The organism is Sphaerisporangium sp. NPDC004334 (assembly GCF_053602655.1).
In genome coordinates this window covers 1-19,256 of the sequence record NZ_JBSGDZ010000008.1, presented here as the reverse complement: position 1 = coordinate 19,256, position 19,256 = coordinate 1, and the positions used below count along the sequence as shown (strand labels likewise).

Here is a 19,256-nt window from a genome sequence, read left to right as displayed (position 1 = left end):
CCGCCGGCTCCGCCGACGTCGCCGGCCTCGCCGGGCGGTCGGAGCGGCGCTCCGGCGACAAGTCGCGTGTTTCTGGCGAATCTCGGAAGGAAGACGCGAACGGGCACCCGGGCACCCTATTGGCAGGGCGCCACCCGTATCCAGAGATCAGGCCCCGCGACAGGGGCGTCAGGCGCGGTGGACGGCGTCGTACAGCTCGCGCTTGGGGACGCCGGCGGCCTTGGCCACCTCGACGATGGCCTGCTTGCGCGACACTCCCGCCTGCTCCCGCCGGGCCACCTCCGCGACCAGCGCGCCTATGTCGGGCTCGGCGTCGCCGGGCGCGTACCCGGCGACGACCAGCGTGATCTCGCCGCGCACGTCCCCCTCGGCCCAGGCCGCCAGCTCTGACAGCGGGCCGCGCCGCACCTCCTCGTAGGTCTTGGTCAGCTCGCGGCAGACCGCCGCGGGCCGCTCGGCGCCGAACGCCTCGGCCATCGCGGCCAGGCAGGCGCGCAGCCGGTGCGGGGCCTCGAAGAAGACCATGGTGCGCTCCTCGGCGGCGAGCGCGGCCAGCCGCCGGGCCCGTTCTCCTGGCTTGCGCGGCGGGAAGCCCTCGAAGCAGAACCGGTCGCTGGGCAGGCCGGAGATCGCGAGCGCGGTCGTCACGGCCGACGGACCGGGCAGCGCCGTCACCGGGATACCGGCCTCGACCGCAAGGTGCGTCAGCCGGTAGCCGGGATCGGAGACCCCCGGCATCCCGGCGTCGGTGATGACCAGCACGGTGCGCCCGTCCTGGAGGTCGGCGAGCAGTTCGCCCGCCCTGGCCGCCTCGTTGGCGTCGTAGTAGGACACCACGCGGCCCGCGAGCGTGACCCCGAGGTCGGCGGCCAGCCGGCGCAGCCGGCGGGTGTCCTCGGCGGCCACGATGTCGGCGCCGGCGAGCGCCTCCCGCAGCCGGGCGGAGGCGTCCTCGACGCGCCCGATCGGAGCCCCTGCCAGCACCAGCCTGCCGTTGTCGTTCACGGTGCCCATCCTTCCCCATGAACGTTCCACGGGCGCGGGCGCCGTTGACCGGTCGCTCCCTGGAAGGACTCCCCCAATTGGGTACGTAAGAGGTGTTTCTTAGGCTGGACGTAATAGCCGCCCCGTACGATGTCCGGATGGCCCTGACGGACTTCCCTAACCAGGACTTCGAGCAGCCGGAGCCGCACGACGACCCCGCACAGCCGGGCTCGGTCCGCGACCGGCTGGTTCCACCGTTCCAAGGGAACCCCCTGTGGGGGTGGCTCGGTCCGATCCTGGTGGCGCTGTTCGGCGCCTTCCTGCGGTTCGACCGGCTGGGCTCCCCCAAGGCGATCGTGTTCGACGAGACCTACTACGCCAAGGACTCGCTCTCGCTGATCAACTTCGGCGTGGAGCGGGTCGCGGTCAAGGACGCCGACAAGATGCTCCTGGCCGGCAACTCCGGCATCTGGAAGCAGTGCGGCCCGAACGAGCTGGACCAGTGCGCCTCCTATGTCGTCCACCCGCCGTTGGGCAAGTGGATGATCGGGGTGGGTGAGTGGTTGTTCGGGGCCAATCCGTTCGGGTGGCGGTTCGCGGCGGCGCTGGTGGGGGCGGTGTCGATCCTGGTGCTGGCCCGGCTGGCGCGGCGGATGACGCGTTCGACGCTGCTGGGGTGCATGGCGGGGCTGCTGCTGGCGCTGGACGGGCTGCATTTCGTGCTGAGCCGCACGGCGCTGCTGGATGTGTTCCTGATGTTCTGGGTGTTGTGCGGGTTCGCCTGCCTGGTGGTCGACCGTGACCGATCCCGGGAACGCCTGGCGGACTGGTACGAGACCTCGCCCCTGAACGCGAGCGGACCGTGGCTCGGCATGCGCGGCTGGCGGATCGCGGCCGGGGCGTGTCTGGGCGCCGCGTGCGCGATCAAGTGGAGCGGCATCTTCTTCCTGATCGCCTTCGCGATCATGAGCCTGGTGTGGGACGCCGGGGCCCGCCGGGCGGTCGGCCTGCGCCGCCCGTTCTCCGGCATGTTCCGCCACGATGTGCCCACCTCGCTGGTCGCGGTGGCCGTCGTGCCCGCCTTGACCTACATGGCCAGTTGGACCGGCTGGTTCGCCACCGCCTACGGCTACGGCCGCAACTGGGCCCAGGCCACCTCCAGCGGATGGGTCTACTTCGTCTTCAACTCGCTGCGCTCCTGGTGGGACTACCAGTGGATGGTCCTGAGCTTCCACACCGGGCTGAACTCCACCCATCCCTACCAGTCGTGGCCCTGGCAGTGGCCGCTGCTGCTGCGCCCGGTGGCCTTCTTCTACGAGAGCCCCACCGGCGGCTGCAAGGCGGACAAGTGCTCCCAGGCCGTGCTCGGGGTCGGAACCCCCATCATCTGGTACGGCGCCGTGGTGGCGCTGATCGCGCTGATCGCCTGGTACGTGGCCACCCGCGACTGGCGGGCCGGAGCGGTGCTGCTCGCCTACGGCGTCGGCTGGCTGCCGTGGGTCTACTACGCCATCGCCGACCACCGCACCATGTTCCTGTTCTACACCGCCCCCATGCTGCCGTTCATGATCCTGGCGCTGACGCTCGCGGCCGGGCTGCTCATCGGGCCGGCCAACGGCACCGATCCGAGGCGCAGGATCATCGGAGCCGCGCTTTCGGGTGCCTTCGTGCTCGTGGCCCTGGTTAACTTCTGGTGGCTGTACCCCGTTATCGCCGCCGAGATCATCCCCTACGACGATTGGCACCGGCGTATGCTCCTCGACCGCTGGATATGACCCCGGACATGATCCCCCTGATCGTTACAACCAAGCCCTTCTGCTCTTTCCGGTCTTACAGGTAGGTGACGTGGAAATCGTCCGTGGCGGTGGTCGTCGTCAGGGCCCGGCCCTATACGGCAGACTGCGAAGCATGCCCGCACCCGACGTCGCCGCGCTCCTCACCGAGCTCGAGCGCTCCGATCCGGAGGTCGCCGACGACGCCCGGGTGGCCGTCGAATGGCTGACCGGCGGCGAGCCGTTAGAAACGATCACCCAGCTCGATGTGTGCGAGTTCCTCTGGTACACCCTCCCCCTGAAGGTGACCGGCGAGCACGGCGATCTCGCCCTGGCCCTGGGCCGGCTGCTGCGGCTGGGCGGCATGGAACGCTACGCCGAGCTGTGCACCTCCCCGGTCACCGCGCGCATCCTGCGCACGTACGCGCGCGGCGGCGAGGACGCCGGGACGGCGGCCTACCAGCGCGCGCTGAACGCCACCGGCGTCCTGCCGCCCGACGTGCCCGAGCTGCACTGGAGCTCGATCATGGGCCCCGAGGAGCTCGGCGCCCACCTCGCCTGCTCGGCGGCGCTGGAGCTCGCCGTCGTCTCCGGCGAGCTCGTGCCCGCCGCGAGCGATTGGAAGTCCCAGGCCGAGGCGCTCACCCGCCGCTGGCTGACCGCCCCGCGCACCGAGTTGGGCGGCGACAACTGGGTCAACCGCGTGCACGGCGAGCGGCTCAACCGCTGGGTGCTCGGCCGGGGCGCCGCCCGCCGCGACCTGGCGCAGCCGTTCGAGGTGCGCCTGCACGCGCCGATCCCGGTCCCCGGCGGCCCGCAGTTCCCCGCTCTGCGGTGGCTGCTCGAACTGGCCGCCCTGCCCGCCGGCGTGCCGCTCACCAAGCAGCACAACATCGCCCGCGCCGTGGTCGTCGAGGCGGCCGAGCGGTTCGGCTGGGAGATGGCGGGCACCCGCAGCGAGGGCGGCGTGGCGGCGCTGCGCGCTCTGCGCCGCATCGCCGAGCGCGAGCTCGGCGCGGTCTCCCGCGCCGGCCGGGCCCTGGTACTGACGCCGGCCGGGCGCCGGCTGCTGGACGACCCCGCCGCCCTGTGGCAGGCGGCGGCTCCCGCCCTGCTGACGCCCGCGACGGGCGAGCGCGAGATGGAGATGTCGGTGCGCGAAGTCGGGCTGATGCTCCTGGTCGAGCGCCACGACCTGCCGTGCGGCCCGCTCACCGAGCGCGTCACCGAGGTCGTGGTCGGAGAGGGCTGGCGGACGACCACCCCGGCCGACGTGGCGGCGCCGCTGGTGGAGCTGCGCCACCGCCTGGAGGCGCTGCACCTGTGCGCCCCCCGCGACGACCGGCCCTCCCCCGAGGAGGCCGTTCCCGTCACCCTGACCCCGGCCGGGCAGGCCGCCGCTCTCACGGCCCTGCGCCGGCAGGCGCTGCGTCCCCGCAAGTACGTCACCCTCAACTGAGCCGGGCCGGCCGCGTGCCAGATGGCGCGCGGCCGGTGGCCGCCGCGGTGGGGCGATCGCGGACGTGCGCCTAGATCCCCGCGGTCATGCGGCGGCCCATGCGCTCTTCCTGGCGCATCTCCTCTTCGGGGCGCCCGGACATGATCTCCTGGCGGGTCTCCTCGATGCGCAGGGCGACGCCGATGGCGAAGAACGTCGGCGCCCACTCACCGACGAACAGGCCCCAGCGGTCGGCGCGGGCGATGTCCTGCTCCATCTCTTTGGACAGCATCCACGAGACGAACGACGCGCCCACGGAGATCAGACCGGCCGTGTACATCATGCCCGACCGGATGCCCATTCTGTTGAGTGCCCTGATCATATGCCCCCCTTGATAACGGCGTGTTGACGCTACCTTCCTACCCTTCGTCGTGGCCCGTAATGATTGGCGCGGGATAAGGACGATAAGAGACACTTTGGCGTAGTCGCCGGATTTGCCGATAAATTACGGAAAGCAGAGAAAGTATCGCGTTATACCGGCTATTCCGTGACCAGGAAATCGGCGAGCACCCGCAGAGCGCTGAAGACGCCCTCCTCGACCCGGCCGCGCGCCGACACCGACATGACCGCGAAATCGACCGGGACCAGGACGAGGTAGACGTGCCATACCGGCCGCCCGGCCGGGCTCCAGGCGAGCTGCGAGCCCAGCGCGAGCGCCGTCCAGCAGTGCGCCCGCTCGTCGAGGCGGACCTCGCCCTGGTAGGAGTAGCCGCCCTCGCCGGGCAGGTCGCCCGCCGCGCGGTCGTACGAGCCGGCGGGCTCCCGCATGATCACCGCGACGCGTTCGCCCTCGTCGACGACGCCCTGGTAGCTGCCCCCGAGATCGATGCGCGGGCGGCCGCCCGCGTGGTCGACGGCGTAGGAGACCTCGGGGAAGGTGACGGCGCCGCCGCCGGGCCGCACGAGCGCGCGGGACGGCGGCTGATCGCACCACGACGGGGAGGCGGAGGCCACCGGAGGACCCGAGGACGTGGGCGCCGCGGCGGAGTCGCCGATGGCCGAGACGATGAGCACCATGGCGATCACCACCAGGACCGGCACGGCGAGACGCGGCCATCCCGAACTCCCGCGGCCTGCGTTGTCGGCTGTCGCCACTCGGACCTCCGGCCGGCTTCGACGCGTGGCGGCGTGAATTGCCTCTGACGGCGCCCCGGCGAGGCGGCGCGCCTCCACTGTGGCACGCCGCGCGCGGCCCTCACCCGGTATTCCGGAAAGCGGCCTCCGGTGATTTACAGGCTCTTGAGATACGCGAGGGACGGCATGAAGAAATACTCGCCGCCTTTCATCGTGACGGTCTGCGGCGCCTGCTGTTGCGGCGCGCCGTGCTGCTGGCTCCCCCACGCCTTGGGGAAGCTCACCTTGCCCTCACGACGGCCCTGCCCGATCACCGGATCGTGGCCGGTCCCCTCCACGGGGAAGCCGGCGTTGTCGGCCCACGCCTGCTGGGTGAACTCGAACTGGGACTGCAGGCTCGCGTTGAACGCCATGAACAGCAGGCCCACCCCGCCGGTCGGGCGGGTCTGCGGCGGCGCGTCGTCCCAGGGAACGTCGGTGCGCGCGCCGTAGGTCTGGCCGCGCCGGGCCATCATCACCCCAAGGACGCGCTCAAGGCCGCCGTCCTTGGAGTCGCGCGGGTTGGTCTTGCGGATGTGCGCGCTGAAGGGGCACTTGGCGCCGTCCGGGTCGTCGCGGTAGCTGAAGTCGTTCTGCACCGGGTGGCCGTCCGAGCTGGGCCTGCCGTGGAGCCGCAGCGGCGTGCCGTTGCGGAACCGGCCGACCAGCAGGGCCCCGGCGAGCGCCCGGTCGGCTCCGGCGAGCCCGAGCGCGTCGGCCAGGTCCTCCTCGGCCTGCCGGAACGCCCGCACGTTCTGCTCCAGCTTCCGGAACACCAGGTAGCTCCCCATGTGCCGGACCGGCTTGGGCGCCAGCGGGTCGGCGACCAGGATGTGGCTCAGCGGGAAGAACGGCGTCCAGTTGTGCCCGGGCTCGGCGGCCACCTGGTCGGCGAGGAACAGCGGCTGGCTGCGGCCGTCGATGTAGCCGAAGTGCTCGATGCCGTTGCCCTGCGCGTTGCGCAGCCCGTGGCCGCTCTCCTCGGCGACGATCGTCGCGGTCGCGGGCAGCAGCGCCAGGACGCGCTCACGGGTGGCGGTGACCGGAGCCTCGGTGGCGTCGCCGATGAGCACGACCGCGTGGATCTCCCTTCGGTACGGCGCCTCCCAGGCGCTCACCGGCGGGTCGCTCAGCGTGTCCGTGCGCCGCTTGAGTCCGGATTTGAAGGCGTTGTCGGTGAACCCGGTGGTGGAGTGGCCGAGTTTGAGATAGCCGAGCTTGCTGATGCCCACCCCGACGTACGGGGTGCCGGGGGCCCGCGTGCCGTTGAAGGCGCGGACCTCCGCGAGGTGCGTCCTGGCCGACTTCACCAGCGGCACCAGGCCGTGGAGGAACCGCCTGCCGTCGGCGCCGTCGCCGAAACTCACCAGCAGCACCGACAGGTGTTCGCGGACGTGCGCCTGCAGGATGTTGGCCTGCAGGTTGTCGAGCATCGCCTTGGTGTCGGCGTCCAGGCCAGGCGCGTCCCACGCGAGCGGTTCGCCGTTGGCGAGGTTCACTGGCATGTCGGTCCTTCCCCGTTCTGCGTCTCGGTCGTGTCCTCCGATAAGAGTCGTCTTCCTCGACAAAGGTTCGATGTACGGCGAATCGCCATGGAGTTGCCCCGGCCGGGCCGATGCCGTCTTTGACCAACAGCGGGCGGAATGCCGCTTACATGCGATAGAAGATCTATTGCACCTACTGTCCCCCCTTGAGGTACATGTGAGAAAGCTTCTTCAGGTTCTCGCGGCTCAGCTCTTCGCCGCGGCCTTCGTCCTCACCGCCCTGTCCGGCGGCGCCCACGCCGACACCACGCCCACCGACGCCGAACTGGCCGCGGAGTGGCAGACCGCGTGGGACACCTACAAGTTCTACGACGCCTCGCCGCCCCCGCTCCCGGGATCGGGGCGCACCCGGCAGAGCCAGACGATCTCCATCACGATCAACGCCCCGGCCCAGCAGGTCTTCACGGCGTACTCCAACATCAACAACCACATCGGCCGGGCGGCGTTCCTCACGCGGGTCTCCACCCACCGCGACTGGCGCCAGAAGGGCGTCCGCTACATCGACTTCACCGCGATCGAGGACATCCCCTACCAGGGAACGATCGTCTCCTCCCACACCCACGCCCAGCAGCGTCTCCACGAGGACGAGCTGTTCTACGAGACCGACACCTGGTCGCTGCCCAACGTCGTCACCCACCAGCGCATCAGCTTCACCGTGCAGAAGGACGGCGGCACCAAGGTCACCGAGCGCCTGACGTTCGACGCGGACGACGCGCTGATCGACTTCGTCGTCGCCAACGGCGTCGCCTCGCACCAGCAGACCCAGACCGCCATCAAGCAGGCCATCGAGAGCGGCCAGCTCTGACCCCCGCCGGGCGGGGCGCCCGTCATGGCCGCCCCGCCCGGCACCACCATCGGCCCCACCACCGTGGGGCCTGCGCCGTGAAATCCCCCTTCGACACCGGCCATGCCGTGGGCGCCGTTCCGCGCCGTTCCGCCGGCCCGCGGTGGCGGTCCGATCGCCGGTCAGGCCGTGAGGTGGGCAATGATCGAGGTGTGCCGCGGGGTCCAGCCGAGCAGCTCGCGCGTCCTGGCGGCAGAGACGTCCTGGTCACGGGCGAACAAGTCCGCCAGCGGCCCCAGCTCCGCCTTCGCCTCCTCCACAGGCCACGACGACGCCCTTCCCCCGCCGAGCGCCCGCGCGATCGCGTCGAGGCGGGCCGTCTCGGCCATGCCGTGCCAGACGGTACCGGGCGCGGCCCTCCCCACGACGGCCACATACAGGGCGGACAGGTCGTCCACGTGCACGACCGGCCAGCGCACCCCTGGCTCACCGATGTACACGCCACCTCCCCGCTCGGCCGCCTTGGCGGCCAGCAGCCCGTGGACCAGGCCTCCGCCGTGGCCGTACACCAGACCCGGGCGGATCACCCACCCGCCGGCCGCCAGCACCCGGCGCTCGACCTCCGGCCGCCAGGCGGCGATGGGGTGCGGGTCGGGCGGGCTGTCCTCGTCCACGGCACCCGCCCCGAGGACGGCCGCCCCCGTCGTGTAGACCACAGGGCTGCCGGCGGCGATCAGCGCGTCCACCCCGGCCAGGTCCGCCTCGGCGCCGAGCGGCGGTCCGGCGTGCACCACGCGGTCGAACCCCGCCGCGGCGCCGGTCAGCGAGGCCGGGTCGGCGAGGTCCGCGGCGACCGCCGCGTACGGCGGGTTCGCCGCGCCCGGGCGGGTCAGCGCCACGACCTCGTGCCCGGCCCCGGCCAGCGCCGCGGCCACGCGTGTCCCGATGTAACCGGTGGCGCCGATGATCAAGATTTGCATAAAGGACGACTCCTCGCGAGGTCAGGGGGCGATGATCTGGCGGACGCCGGTCCGCGCGGCATTCTCGATGGCGGCGAGCAGGCGGTGCAGCCGCACGGCCGCGTGGAAGGAGGGATGCGCCGGCCGTCCCTCGGCGAGCGCCGGGGCGATCCGCCGGTAGAACGCGGCGACGTTCACCGCGGGGCCGGCGGGCACGCCGCTCGGCACCGAACCGGCCGCCTGACCGCCTCCGCCACCGCTCCCCCGCCCCGAACCGCCACCGCCGTTCCCATTCGAGATACCGCCGTCCGCACGTCGGGTACCGCCGTCCGGCCGGGTGTCGCCGTCCGGCCGGGTGTCGCCGTCGGCGTGCGCTCCCACGGTGAACGGGCCGCCGTGGACGCCGGCGGAGGTGGCGTAGGCGACCGTCCAGTCGGCCCAGTGCGGGTACACCCCCGGCCGCGCCGGAGCGGCCGTCAGGGTCCCCTCCGACCCGCTGATCTTGAGGTGGAACCCGTCGGGCGATGCCGCGTCGCCGCCGTGCACGATCACCGCCCCGATCGCCCCGCCCTCCAGTGGGCCGTGTACGGCCACGTGGTCGGGCACCGCGTTGCGCACCGTCTCGCCGGTCCCGATCACCTCGACGCGGGGGCGCCGGTAGCCGAGCGTGGCGGTGACCTCGGTGAACGGGCCGGCGATGCCCTCGACCACGGCCAGGAAGTGCCCGGCCATCACGGTCAGCAGGTTCGTCCCGGCGGCGGGGTCGGTGCTCCAGGCGAGCTCCGGCGCGATGCGGGCCCCGCCGAGGGAGTCGCCCGCGGCCACCAGCGTGATCGACTCCAGCCGGCCGATGCGTCCCTCGGAGAGGAGGTCGGCGACGAACCCCGCCGCCGGCGAGTGGACGCCCTGCAGGACGACCGCGTGCACCACGCCGGCGTCGGCCGCGGCGGCGGCCAGCTTCTCGGCCTCGTCCACGTCCACGCCGAGCGGCCACTCGCACACGACGTGCTTGCCGGACGCGAGCGCCGCCCGTACCGCCTCCCCGTGGTCGGGCGCCTTCACCACGACGGCGACCACGTCGACCTCCGGATGCGCGGCCAGCTCGCCGGCGCCCGCTAAGGCGTGCGGTATCCCGAACTCCGCGGCGGTGCGCCGGGCGGTGTCCGGCCTCGTCGTCGCGACGGCGGTGACCGCGTACTCCTCCAGATTGAGCAGCGCGGGCAGGTGCGCGGCCGTTCCCCAGCCCCGGCCGGGACTCGCGCCGACGACGCCGACGCGAATCGGCCTTCCAAGCCTTTGACCCATTGATCCGCCTCCTCCTGTTTTGTATCGAGCGGTATGAAACTAGCTCGGCACGGAAGGCGGCGTCAACGGGTAATGTACTGACAGGTACGAAATCTGGGAGGCGCACATGCCCGGAGGACGCCCGCGCGCGTTCGACCCCGACACCGCGCTCGACCGCGCCCTGGAGGTCTTCTGGCGCCAGGGGTACGAGGGGACGGCCATCTCCGACCTCACCGCGGCCATGGGCATCAACCGCCCGAGCCTCTACGCCGCGTTCGGCAACAAGGAGGACCTGTTCCGCAAGGTCCTGGACCGCTACATCGAGGGACCGGGCGGTTTCGCGGCCCGCGCCCTCGACGCCTCCCGGGCACGGGAGGTCGCCGAGCGCATGGTGTACGGAGCCGTCGAGCTGACCTCGGGCACCGGCACGCCCCGGGGGTGCCTGAGCGTGCGCTGCGTCCAGGCGTGCGGACCGGAGGCCGAGCCGGTCAGAGACGAGGTGGCGGCGCGCAGGAAGGCGGGCGAGATGGCCTTGCGGACACGTTTCGAACGGGCCCGCGACGAAGGCGACCTGCCGGCCGACAGCGACCCCGCCGACCTGGCCCGCTTCGTCCACGCCGTCACCGACGGCATCGCCGTCCAGGCCGCCTCGGGCGCCGGTCGCGAGGATCTCCTCCGCGTCGCCGAGATCGCCCTACGCGCCTGGCCCTCTTCCTGACCCCCTGGTACACCGGGCCCCGGACGGGTCACCGTCCCCCTGAGCCCGAGCGCGCGCCGGACGGGCCGCCCGGCCGGCCGCGACGCGCGGTCAGCCGGCGGTGCAGGTGTAGCCCGAGGGCAGCGAGGGGTCGCCGTTGGGACGGCTTCCCCTGAACCCGAACGTCGTGGCGGCGCCCGGGTCGAGGGAGGCGTTGCGGGCGGTGCCGCGGGCGGTCACCGTCCGCCCGGCGGTGGTGAGGGACGCGTTCCACGACCTGGTGACGGCGTGCCCGGCCGGCAGGGTGAAGGTGACCGTCCAGCGCGTGATGGGCGAGTCGCCGGTGTTGGTCACGGTGACCGGCCGGACGATGTAGCCGCCGCTCCACCGGCCCGACGTGGTGGCGCTGACGCCGCAGGCCGCGGTGGGCGGCGTCCCGGAGGGCGTCGGCGTCGGCGTCGGCGTCGGCGTGGGAGTCGTGGCGTCGTTCAGCGCGGCGAGCACCGCGTCGTAGGCGGGCTTCCTGCCGTAGGCGCCGTCGAACAGCAGCGGGGTGCCGCCGGCGCGCCAGGAGTACTTGTCGGTGACGCCCCATACGGTGATGCCGGTGCAGCGCGGGACCGCCAGGCAGGCGTCGACCACCTTGCGGTATCCGTCGGCCTGGGCGCCGCCCGAGCCCTCGATGTCCAGTTCGGTGATCTGCACGTCGATGCCGAGCGCGGCGAACCGCTCGATGGTGCGCTGATAGTTGCCCGGCACCGGCGCCTGGCCGTTGAAGTGCGACTGCAGGCCCACGCAGTCGATCGGCACGCCGCGCGCGGTGAAGTCCTGGACCATGGCGTACACCGCCCGGGTCTTGGCTGCGTCGGCGTCGTCGATGTTGTAGTCGTTGTAGCAGAGCTTGGCGTCAGGGTCGGCCGCCCGGGCGGTGCGGAATGCCTCCTCGATGAAGCCGTCGCCGATGCGCCGCTGGAACATCGAGTCGCGGCGGGCTCCGCCGCCGTCCAGGAACGCCTCGTTGACCACGTCCCAGGCGTAGATCTGGCCCTTGTAGTGGTTCATCACGCCGGTGATGTGGTCGTTCATCGCCGCGCGCAGCTCGTCCGCTGACGTGAGGGTGCTCATGTACTGGGGGAGCCCGGAGTGCCACACCAGTGTGTGCCCGCGCACCCGCTGGCCGTGCTCGCGCGCCGAGGCGACGATGCGGTCGCCCTGGACGTAGGTGAAGGAGCCGCGGGCCGGCTCCACCGCGTCCCACTTCATCTCGTTCTCGGGCGTGACCATGTCGAACTCGCGGTTCAGCACGGTCGTGTAGTCGGCTTCGCCCAGATGGGCGGCGGCGACGGCCGCTCCGAAGTAGCGGCCCCGCGCTTCGGCCGACGCACCGAGCGTGCTCGCCGCGTCGGCGGGCCCGGACAGGGCGAGCAGTCCCGCACCGAGGGCGGCGACCAGGCCGACGACGAACGCGCTTCGAGCGCCTGGCTGTCGTTTCCGGCGCCCGCCGGGCGGGACGGCCTTGTCGATCATCGCTGTTCCTCCACCTGGAACGCTGATCGTCGGCAGGAGAGCGCCGCTCGCGAGCCAGTCTGTGAAGGGTCCTCCAGAGGCGTCAACGACCGCCAGAGAGCTTTCGGGCCGATCGCCCCTCCTGGCCTGGTGGCGCCACGTGCGCCGCTGACCGGCATCGAAAGTTTCAGCTTCCGGGCCTCACCCCGTCGACGGTCATCTGACCATGAGTCGCCATAGCCAGGCGATGCCCGCCTGACTATACCCGGAGCTAGCCAGAGTACAATTCCCCCATGGCCATGATCCTGGAAGGACCCCTCGCCGACAGGGCGAGCTGGCGGGCCGATCGCTGCTCGATCGGCAAGGCCATGGACGTGATCGGCACCCGGTCGGCGATCCTCCTGCTCCGGGAGGCGTACTACGGGACGACGCGGTTCGACGACTTCGCCGAGCGGGTCGGCATCACCGACGCGGTCGCCTCCGCGCGCCTCAAGCAGCTCGTCGAGCTCGGCGTCCTGGACAAGCGCCCGTACCGCGAGCCCGGCAAGCGCACGCGTTACGAGTACGTGCTGACGGCGATGGGCAAGGACCTCTTTCCCGCGGTGCTCGCGCTCATGCAGTGGGGCGACAAGTACCTCCAGCCCGACGGCGGCCCCGTCCGGGTGCTGGAACGCCGGACCGGCGCACCCGTCACCATCAGGCCGCGCGACGAGGCGGGCCGGGAGCTCGGGCTCGACGACCTCGTCATCGTCCCCCACGACACGGGGCCGACCCAAAGCTGACTTTGCGAAACCATAGCTAGATGGCTATGGTTCGGGCATGCCCTTCTCCGACCCCGCCACCCGCACCGGCCCATCCCGCATGGGCGCCGGCATCCCGAGCTCGGACACCGCCGTCGCGGGTCCGGGCATGCCGGGCTCAGGCGCCCCCGGCGCCGGAGCGCGCCCGGCCGGCGCGCACACCGCCCCTCTCCCCGCCTCGAACGCGCGGCGCTGGATCAGCCTGGTCGTGGTGTGCCTGGGCATGATGATGGCGTTCTTCAACATCTCCGCCACGCTGACCGCGCTCACCGAGATCCAGGCCGACCTCCAGGCGTCCGCCACCACCACCGTGTGGATCACCAGCGCGTACAGCCTGCTGGTCGCGAGCCTCGTGCTGTCGGCCGGCACGATCGGAGACCGGCTCGGCCACCGCCGGACGTTCTTCACCGGCGCGCTCGTCTTCACCGCGGGCAGCGCGCTCGCCTTCGCCTCGAGCGGCGCCGCGGCCCTCATCCTCGCGCAGGCCGTCATGGGCGTCGGCGGGGCGATCATCCTGCCCACCAGCCTGTCGACCGTCAGCCACACCTTCACCCGGCCGCACGAGAGAACGGCGGCGATCGGCGTCTGGGCCAGTTGCTCCGGGCTTGGCCTGGCGATCGGCCCGGTCACCGCGGGCCTGCTGCTCGCCTCCTTCCCGTGGCACGCGGTCTACCTGCTCAACGTCGTGACGGGAGCCCTCGTGCTCGCCCTGACGTTCCCGCTGGTCATCCCCACCGGAGGCGTCGCACGACGCCTGGACGTCGCCGGCCTGGCCCTCGGGACGCTCACGGTCGGCGCGCTGGTCTTCACGATCATCCAGGGCGGCTCCGCCGGGTACACCAGCCCGGCGATCGTCGCCGGCTACGTCCTCATCGCGCTCGCCCTCGCGGGCTTCGTCGCGGTCGAACTGCGCGCCGCCCAGCCGATGGTCGACGTCCGCCTGTTCCGCTCGGCGTCGTTCAGCGCCGTACTGGTGTCCGCCACCGCGTCCCTGTTCGGCTTCACCGGCATCGCCCTGCTCAACGTCCTGTACCTCCAGCGGGTCCAGGGACGCACCCCGCTGGCGGCCGGCGTGTTCCTCATGGTCATGTTCGTGACCTACATCGTGGTCAGCGCCCTCGCCCCGTCGCTGGTCAAGCGCGTCGGCTTCAGGATCACCCTCACCGCCGGGCTCGTCCTCGGCGCGGCGGGCGCGCTGCTGCTCCTGCTCAGCCCTCCCTCCGCCGGCTTCGGCCCGGTCTGGCCCGGCCTCCTGCTCTTCGGCGCGGGCACCGGCCTGCTCGTCGCCCCCTCCACGGCCGCCGCCGTGATCAGCGTTCCGCACGAGCGGGCCGGCATGGCCAGCGCCATCGTCAACATGTTCCGCCAGCTCGGCTCCGTGCTCGGCGCCAGCGTGCTCGGCACCGTCCTGACCTCGAGGTTCGCCGCAGGACTCCCCTCGCGCCTCGACGCGGCGGGCGTGCCCGCCGAGGTCTCACGCCAGGTGATCCAGGCGGCCGCGAACGGCGCGAGCGGCCGGCCCCCCGCCGGGCTGGCCGTCCCCATCCACCACGCGATCGCGGGAGCCCTCACCGCCGCCGCCCACACGGGCTTCGTCGTGGTCGCCGCCGCCTTCCTCGCCGTGGCCCTCCCCACCGTCCTGCTCGTCCGGCACCGCCCCGCCCCCGCGCCCGTGGCCCGCTGAGACCGCGGCAAGCCCACGAACGCGCCGCCGCCACACCGCTACTCGGAAGCCACCCCCGCGGCGGCGTTGTTGTAGAGCACGTGAGTCCAATCGCCGAAGTAGGGTGAGGAGACGTACCGCTTTCCGCCCGCGGTCACCACCAGGCTGACGACCCCGTCGACATAGCCCAGCTTCTTGGTGCCGTCGTACTTGAGGATGAGCGGCCCGCCGATCGCCCCGTCGGACAGCTTGCAGACGATGCCCATCTGCATGTTCACCCCGTACTTCGGCAGCGGCGCGGTCGCCTTCGACGGGCCGGCGCAGTACCCGGGCGTCTGCCCGGACCCGTAACCGAACACGGGGAAGACCTGCGCGGCCTTCTGGTTCCACGTGAACCCCTGGCCGCCCACCACCCCCCCGACCGCGCCGGTGTCGGTCCATTCGTCCCCGTCACGCTTGAGTCCGTCGTACAGGGAGACGAAGGCGACGTCGAAGTCGAAGTCACCGTTCTTCGTGAAGCGATTCCAGAGGTATCCGACCTTCCCGGCGTACACCCCGTACGGCGCCTCGCCCCGCCGGTATCCCGGGACGAACACCAGCGATTTCACCGCCGCCCTGCCGACGACGTCGTACACGCAGTGCCCCGCGGTCATGAGGACGTTGTGCGCGGCGTTCTGCACCGAGGTCGCCGCGCAGGTGTAGTCGCGTCCGCCGCGGGTGAAGAAGATCCGGCCGAACGTCTTGGGCATGCCCGTGAGCTTCGGCGGCCTCCCCTTCGCCGGGCCGATGTCCTTCATGTCCCCCTCCGGCAGCTGCGGATTTTTGACCTTCCTGACCGGCACGGCCTGCGCGATCTTGGCCGCCTTGAACCGCGCGGGGGTCCAGCTCGTCACGGTCTTGCGCACGGACGTCACGTTCACCAAGGAGAGCTTGACCGCGGCGGGGTCGTCCGCACGGGCCTGCGCCGAAGCGGCCGGCGTCGTCGTACCGGACGCCGCGACCGCGACCGCGGCCAGCGCTGAAACGATCAATCCCCGGGTCATCGCACTCCTCGAAAGGGAGAACCAGCGCAGGCGATGATACGGGAAATGATCTCGAACCGGTGCGAATTCCCTCGCCGTCGGCCTCGGAGCCTCGGTCGCGACGGGACACCGCACGGCCACGATGGACGGCCGATCGGTCACCCCCAGAGATCGGGCTTCCGGGCGCTGAGGGCTCGCGCGACCGTGAGGCTGTCCTCGTAGATGTGGTAGCGGGTGACCAGGCCGCCTTCGACGGTCAGATGCAGGGCGAACGGCGAGGTGTAGGCGGCGCCTCCGTCCCGCACCGTCTGGACGATCTCCCCGAGCACGACGGCGTCCGCTCCGTCCACCAGGATGCGCGACACCGACGTGCCGTTCAGCTCGGGCACGTGATGGGCCTCCAACGACCGGAAATGGTCGGCCACATCAGCCCGGCTGGAGCGGGGCCGGATCCACGGCACCGCCGGATGCCCCTCGGCGGGCCAGTCGAGCCGCCAGTCGACCGGCTCGGCGAACGACTCCGCCGTACGGTCGTGATCGCCCTCCGCCATCCGGTGCAGCAGTTCTTCCACGATGTCACGCGTGTTCTCGCTCATGGCCCAAGCCTCCCCGGCCCGGGGTCGGCCCGTCGATTACCGCCGGGGTAAAGCAGAGCACGCGATGGCGGGCCGGGTGCCCGGCACGGGGTGCCGGGCACCGGGCGGTCAGCTCTTGGAGATCTTCAGCGGGAAGGTGGCGGGACCCACGTCGCCGAGGGCGGTGGTGTTCGCCGCGAGGTACTGGTCCAGGTACGGCGAGCGGCCACCCTGGGTCGGCACGTCGGACCTCGGATCCTGCACCTCCAGGGACAGCCGCGCGTCCGACACCTTGATCGTGTTGCCCGAGGGCACGTCCAGCCAGCGGTTGGAGTCGACGGTGCCGATCTGCACGCCCAGGCGGTGCCCCCGCTCGAAGGTCCAGTCGGTGGACTTCAGCTCGAACGCGACCGTTCCTCTGCGCTCCAGCAGGGCGACGTTCTCGTCGAACATCGTCGCCGTGCCGTCCGGGGCGACGTCCCACAGGCGGACCATCACGTTTCCGCTCGCACCGGCGTTGAACCTGATCGCCGGCGTACCGGTGAGCCGCAGCTTCCGGGAGGCGGGCGTGGACCACGTCCAGAAGCTCGCGGTGGCCGCGGCCCCCTGCCTGGCCGCCGCGTTGTTCCTCTCTGCGCCGGTCAGCGACTCGATCCGCGGCGCCCGCTCCATGTCCCAGCGGTCGCGATCGGCCGCCGCGGCCGGGGGAGCCGCCGCGCCTCCCCCGTCGTCGACGTACCGGCCCGAGGAGAGCCGCGCGTCGTAGGCGGTCGTGACCACCGGCCAGGCGCCCTGGGCGCGCCAGTCGCCGAGGCTGTCCTCGATCGCGTACGCCGGGTCGGTCACCGACGGGCCGGCGCCGCGCAGGTACTGGTCGTAGAACCGCATGACCTCGTCGAACCAGCCGGCACGCCCCTGCGACAGCCGGCCGGAGGCGTCGGTGTCGTTGCCCCGCACGTGCTCCCACTGGCCGAGCCAGCCGCGTTCCCGGCCGTGATGGTTGCCGAGGTACACCTCCATGTCCTCGGGCTTGGTGTTGGGCTCGATGAAGCCCTGGGTCACGAACAACGGCGTGCCGGTGCCGGCCGCCCGGGCGGCGAGGTCACGGGCGCGCCAGTACGCCGATCGGGGGTCGGGGTCGTTGTTGTTGGTCATGTTGTCGCTGAGGCACTCCGGATGGCTCGCCTCGTACTGGGCGTTCGCCTTGTACCGGTCGCTGTCGTCGGCCAGCGCGGGGATCGTCGCGATCGAGTTGTACGCCGCCGGGGTCCCGGTGACGTTGGGGCGCGGGACCTTGTTGCTGAACAGGTAGTTGTACATGTTCCAGACCGGCTCCTGGGCGACGACCGCCTTCAGGCTTCTCAGCTTGAGGTTGTTGCCCACCAGGCCGGTGACGGCGTCGTACGACTTGCCGTACATGCCGACCTTGCCGGTCGACCACGGCTGGCCGGCCGCCCAGTCGATGGCTGCACGGACGTCGGCCTGCTCGCCGGGGCCGACCCAGTCCAGGCACCCGGTGCTGCCGCCGAAGCCGCGCAGGTCGACCATCACGAAGGTATAGCCGCGCGCCATGAGGCCGGCGCCGTTGACGAAGTCCTGGAAGCGAGCCGACGGCCCGACCCTGTCCCAGCCTTCGGGACCGGTCTGCCCGGCGTGCGCGAAGTAGGGCCCCACGGAGAGGATGACCGGAGTCTTGGCGTCGGCCGGCAGGCCGGCCGGACGCAGCACGTCGGCGTGCAACTCGACGCCGCTGCCGTCCGAGGAGGGGAAGTACGCCTCCGTCCACGCGGCGCCCTCGGGGACCCGTGGGTTCTGCTCGTGGGTGACCGGGTCCCCGGGCGCCGGTCCGGCCTGGGCCGCCGCCGGGGATCCGCCCGCGGTGAGGGCGGCGATGGTGACCAGCGCACCGGCCGCGACGGCGGTCGGCGCCTTCCCGCGAATGTTCATTGACACTCCCGTGATCTCTGGATGCCATGGGAGAGTAAATGATTTTGTTCGCGTTTGTCGGCAGTTGACCGTCCGGTTAGTACTTCGTACCGGTGGCGGCGATTTGCGCGCCGGGCGAAGTCCCCGCTCGGCGACGCTTGAGGATTGACAAGCAGAGTGGCGTACGTCATCATGAAGTTGCGCCCGGAAGGATAGGGCCTGCGTAAGCGTGGACAAATTTGATTAGAGCGAGTACGCTCATCCCTCCACGCTGCCTTCTCGTCGACCCGCTCCGCTCGCTCACGTTGCGAGGTCGTCTGGCGTGCGTGCAGTCAGCCCGCCGCGAGCCCTCGGAAGGACATCTGTTGGCAGCCTCGCGCAACGCATCCGCCGTACCCGCCGGTCCCCGTCGCGTCTCTTTCTCGCGCATCCAGGAGCCTCTGGAGGTTCCCGACCTTCTCGCCCTGCAGACCGAGTCGTTCGACTGGCTGCTGGGCAACGAGAGATGGAAGGCCCGGGTCGAGGCGGCTCTTCAGGCCGGGCGCAAGAACGTCCCCGCCCAGTCGGGCCTCGAGGAGATCTTCCACGAGATCAGCCCGATCGAGGACTTCGCGGGGACCATGTCCCTGTCGTTCCGCGACCACCGGTTCGAGCCGCCCAAGTACTCCGTCGATGAGTGCAAAGACAAGGACATGACCTTCTCCGCCCCGATGTTCGTCACGGCGGAGTTCATCAACAACACCACCGGTGAGATCAAGAGCCAGACGGTGTTCATGGGCGACTTCCCGCTCATGACGCCGAAGGGCACCTTCATCGTCAACGGCACCGAGCGGGTCGTGGTCTCCCAGCTCGTCCGCTCCCCCGGTGTCTACTTCGAGCGCAACGTCGACAAGACCTCCGACAAGGACCTCTACGGGTGCAAGGTGATCCCTTCACGGGGATCCTGGCTGGAGTTCGAGATCGACAAGCGCGACAGCGTCGGGGTGCGCGTCGACCGCAAGCGCAAGCAGCCGGTGACCGTGCTGCTCAAGGCGCTCGGCTGGACCAACGACCAGATCCTCGAGCGGTTCGGCCAGTACGAGTCGATGCGCGCCACCCTGGAGAAGGACCACACCTCCGGCCAGGACGA

16 protein-coding genes and 1 pseudogene are annotated in these 19,256 nt (G+C 71.4%); 7 read left to right on the top strand and 10 right to left on the bottom strand.

The window, feature by feature from the left end:
- Nucleotides 1–168 precede the first annotated feature (168 nt).
- On the bottom strand, nt 169–1,005 hold the full coding sequence (rsmI, locus tag ACWEN6_RS11485; protein ID WP_452570117.1) for a 16S rRNA (cytidine(1402)-2'-O)-methyltransferase: 837 nt from the start codon (nt 1,003–1,005) through the stop codon (nt 169–171).
- 137 nt (nt 1,006–1,142) lie between these two features.
- Between rsmI and ACWEN6_RS11480 the strand changes: the two genes are divergently transcribed.
- Nucleotides 1,143–2,759: a dolichyl-phosphate-mannose--protein mannosyltransferase gene (locus ACWEN6_RS11480; RefSeq protein ID WP_452570116.1), complete on the top strand. Its 1,617-nt coding sequence runs from the start codon at nt 1,143–1,145 to the stop codon at nt 2,757–2,759.
- 133 nt (nt 2,760–2,892) lie between these two features.
- Complete coding sequence (locus ACWEN6_RS11475; RefSeq protein WP_452570115.1) at nt 2,893–4,215, top strand: hypothetical protein; 1,323 nt, start codon at nt 2,893–2,895, stop codon at nt 4,213–4,215.
- 70 nt (nt 4,216–4,285) lie between these two features.
- On the opposite strand, the gene ACWEN6_RS11470 is transcribed toward ACWEN6_RS11475, so the two are convergent.
- The 3 genes from ACWEN6_RS11470 to ACWEN6_RS11460 all read right to left on the bottom strand — a co-directional run bounded on the left by ACWEN6_RS11470 (nt 4,286) and on the right by ACWEN6_RS11460 (nt 6,872).
- Entirely contained in the window at nt 4,286–4,576 is a 291-nt protein-coding gene (locus tag ACWEN6_RS11470; RefSeq protein ID WP_354853832.1) for a hypothetical protein, read from the bottom strand.
- Nucleotides 4,577–4,734: 158 nt separating this feature from the next.
- A complete protein-coding gene (locus ACWEN6_RS11465) occupies nt 4,735–5,295 on the bottom strand; it encodes a hypothetical protein (protein ID WP_452570114.1) in 561 nt (186 codons plus the stop codon).
- A 188-nt stretch (nt 5,296–5,483) separates the two neighbouring features.
- Nucleotides 5,484–6,872 carry a Dyp-type peroxidase gene (locus ACWEN6_RS11460; RefSeq protein ID WP_452570113.1) on the bottom strand — a complete coding sequence of 463 codons (1,389 nt, stop codon included), beginning with the start codon at nt 6,870–6,872 and terminating at the stop codon, nt 5,484–5,486.
- 196 nt (nt 6,873–7,068) lie between these two features.
- Between ACWEN6_RS11460 and ACWEN6_RS11455 the strand changes: the two genes are divergently transcribed.
- Nucleotides 7,069–7,716 carry a hypothetical protein gene (locus ACWEN6_RS11455; protein ID WP_452570112.1) on the top strand — a complete coding sequence of 216 codons (648 nt, stop codon included), beginning with the start codon at nt 7,069–7,071 and terminating at the stop codon, nt 7,714–7,716.
- 161 nt (nt 7,717–7,877) lie between these two features.
- Here the strand turns inward: ACWEN6_RS11455 and ACWEN6_RS11450 are convergent, their stop codons facing one another.
- Nucleotides 7,878–8,675 carry an NAD-dependent epimerase/dehydratase family protein gene (locus tag ACWEN6_RS11450; protein WP_452570111.1) on the bottom strand — a complete coding sequence of 266 codons (798 nt, stop codon included), beginning with the start codon at nt 8,673–8,675 and terminating at the stop codon, nt 7,878–7,880.
- A gap of 21 nt (nt 8,676–8,696) precedes the next feature.
- The gene (locus tag ACWEN6_RS11445) at nt 8,697–9,959 is read right to left on the bottom strand and encodes a Gfo/Idh/MocA family protein (RefSeq protein ID WP_452570110.1); all 1,263 of its coding nucleotides are present in this window, start codon (nt 9,957–9,959) and stop codon (nt 8,697–8,699) included.
- A 106-nt stretch (nt 9,960–10,065) separates the two neighbouring features.
- Here ACWEN6_RS11445 and ACWEN6_RS11440 point away from each other — a divergent pair, with 106 nt between their 5' ends.
- Nucleotides 10,066–10,656 carry a TetR/AcrR family transcriptional regulator gene (locus ACWEN6_RS11440; protein WP_452570109.1) on the top strand — a complete coding sequence of 197 codons (591 nt, stop codon included), beginning with the start codon at nt 10,066–10,068 and terminating at the stop codon, nt 10,654–10,656.
- Between the two features lie 90 nt (nt 10,657–10,746).
- Here ACWEN6_RS11440 and ACWEN6_RS11435 read toward each other — a convergent pair whose 3' ends face one another.
- Nucleotides 10,747–12,162, bottom strand: coding sequence for an endo-1,4-beta-xylanase (locus ACWEN6_RS11435; protein ID WP_452570108.1), 1,416 nt, complete (start codon nt 12,160–12,162; stop codon nt 10,747–10,749).
- 272 nt (nt 12,163–12,434) lie between these two features.
- On the opposite strand from ACWEN6_RS11435, the gene ACWEN6_RS11430 reads away from it, so the two are divergent.
- On the top strand, nt 12,435–12,923 hold the full coding sequence (locus tag ACWEN6_RS11430) for a winged helix-turn-helix transcriptional regulator (RefSeq protein ID WP_452570107.1): 489 nt from the start codon (nt 12,435–12,437) through the stop codon (nt 12,921–12,923).
- A 37-nt stretch (nt 12,924–12,960) separates the two neighbouring features.
- Nucleotides 12,961–14,625, top strand: a complete 1,665-nt coding sequence (locus ACWEN6_RS11425; RefSeq protein WP_452570106.1) for an MFS transporter — start codon at nt 12,961–12,963, stop codon at nt 14,623–14,625.
- Nucleotides 14,626–14,663: 38 nt separating this feature from the next.
- On the opposite strand, the gene ACWEN6_RS11420 is transcribed toward ACWEN6_RS11425, so the two are convergent.
- The 3 genes from ACWEN6_RS11420 to ACWEN6_RS11410 form a co-directional block, all read right to left on the bottom strand.
- Nucleotides 14,664–15,647, bottom strand: a complete 984-nt coding sequence (locus ACWEN6_RS11420; protein WP_452570105.1) for a trypsin-like serine peptidase — start codon at nt 15,645–15,647, stop codon at nt 14,664–14,666.
- 137 nt (nt 15,648–15,784) lie between these two features.
- A complete protein-coding gene (locus ACWEN6_RS11415) occupies nt 15,785–16,222 on the bottom strand; it encodes a nuclear transport factor 2 family protein (protein ID WP_452570104.1) in 438 nt (145 codons plus the stop codon).
- A gap of 108 nt (nt 16,223–16,330) precedes the next feature.
- On the bottom strand, nt 16,331–18,148 hold the full coding sequence (locus ACWEN6_RS11410; protein WP_452570103.1) for a CocE/NonD family hydrolase: 1,818 nt from the start codon (nt 18,146–18,148) through the stop codon (nt 16,331–16,333).
- A gap of 344 nt (nt 18,149–18,492) precedes the next feature.
- On the opposite strand from ACWEN6_RS11410, the pseudogene ACWEN6_RS11405 reads away from it, so the two are divergent.
- Nucleotides 18,493–19,256: pseudogene (locus ACWEN6_RS11405) on the top strand (DNA-directed RNA polymerase subunit beta); the annotation flags it as partial.

Bases quoted from the DNA above. Each gene is read 5' to 3' on its own strand.
- ACWEN6_RS11480 (WP_452570116.1), top strand. From the start codon at position 1,143: ATGGCCCTGACGGACTTCCCTAACCAGGACTTCGAGCAGCCGGAGCCG.
- ACWEN6_RS11475 (WP_452570115.1), top strand. From the start codon at position 2,893: ATGCCCGCACCCGACGTCGCCGCGCTCCTCACCGAGCTCGAGCGCTCC.
- ACWEN6_RS11470 (WP_354853832.1), bottom strand. From the start codon at position 4,576: ATGATCAGGGCACTCAACAGAATGGGCATCCGGTCGGGCATGATGTAC.
- ACWEN6_RS11460 (WP_452570113.1), bottom strand. From the start codon at position 6,872: ATGCCAGTGAACCTCGCCAACGGCGAACCGCTCGCGTGGGACGCGCCT.
- ACWEN6_RS11450 (WP_452570111.1), bottom strand. From the start codon at position 8,675: ATGCAAATCTTGATCATCGGCGCCACCGGTTACATCGGGACACGCGTG.
- ACWEN6_RS11445 (WP_452570110.1), bottom strand. From the start codon at position 9,959: ATGGGTCAAAGGCTTGGAAGGCCGATTCGCGTCGGCGTCGTCGGCGCG.
- ACWEN6_RS11440 (WP_452570109.1), top strand. From the start codon at position 10,066: ATGCCCGGAGGACGCCCGCGCGCGTTCGACCCCGACACCGCGCTCGAC.
- ACWEN6_RS11435 (WP_452570108.1), bottom strand. From the start codon at position 12,162: ATGATCGACAAGGCCGTCCCGCCCGGCGGGCGCCGGAAACGACAGCCA.
- ACWEN6_RS11430 (WP_452570107.1), top strand. From the start codon at position 12,435: ATGGCCATGATCCTGGAAGGACCCCTCGCCGACAGGGCGAGCTGGCGG.
- ACWEN6_RS11425 (WP_452570106.1), top strand. From the start codon at position 12,961: ATGCCCTTCTCCGACCCCGCCACCCGCACCGGCCCATCCCGCATGGGC.
- ACWEN6_RS11420 (WP_452570105.1), bottom strand. From the start codon at position 15,647: ATGACCCGGGGATTGATCGTTTCAGCGCTGGCCGCGGTCGCGGTCGCG.
- ACWEN6_RS11415 (WP_452570104.1), bottom strand. From the start codon at position 16,222: ATGAGCGAGAACACGCGTGACATCGTGGAAGAACTGCTGCACCGGATG.
- ACWEN6_RS11410 (WP_452570103.1), bottom strand. From the start codon at position 18,148: ATGAACATTCGCGGGAAGGCGCCGACCGCCGTCGCGGCCGGTGCGCTG.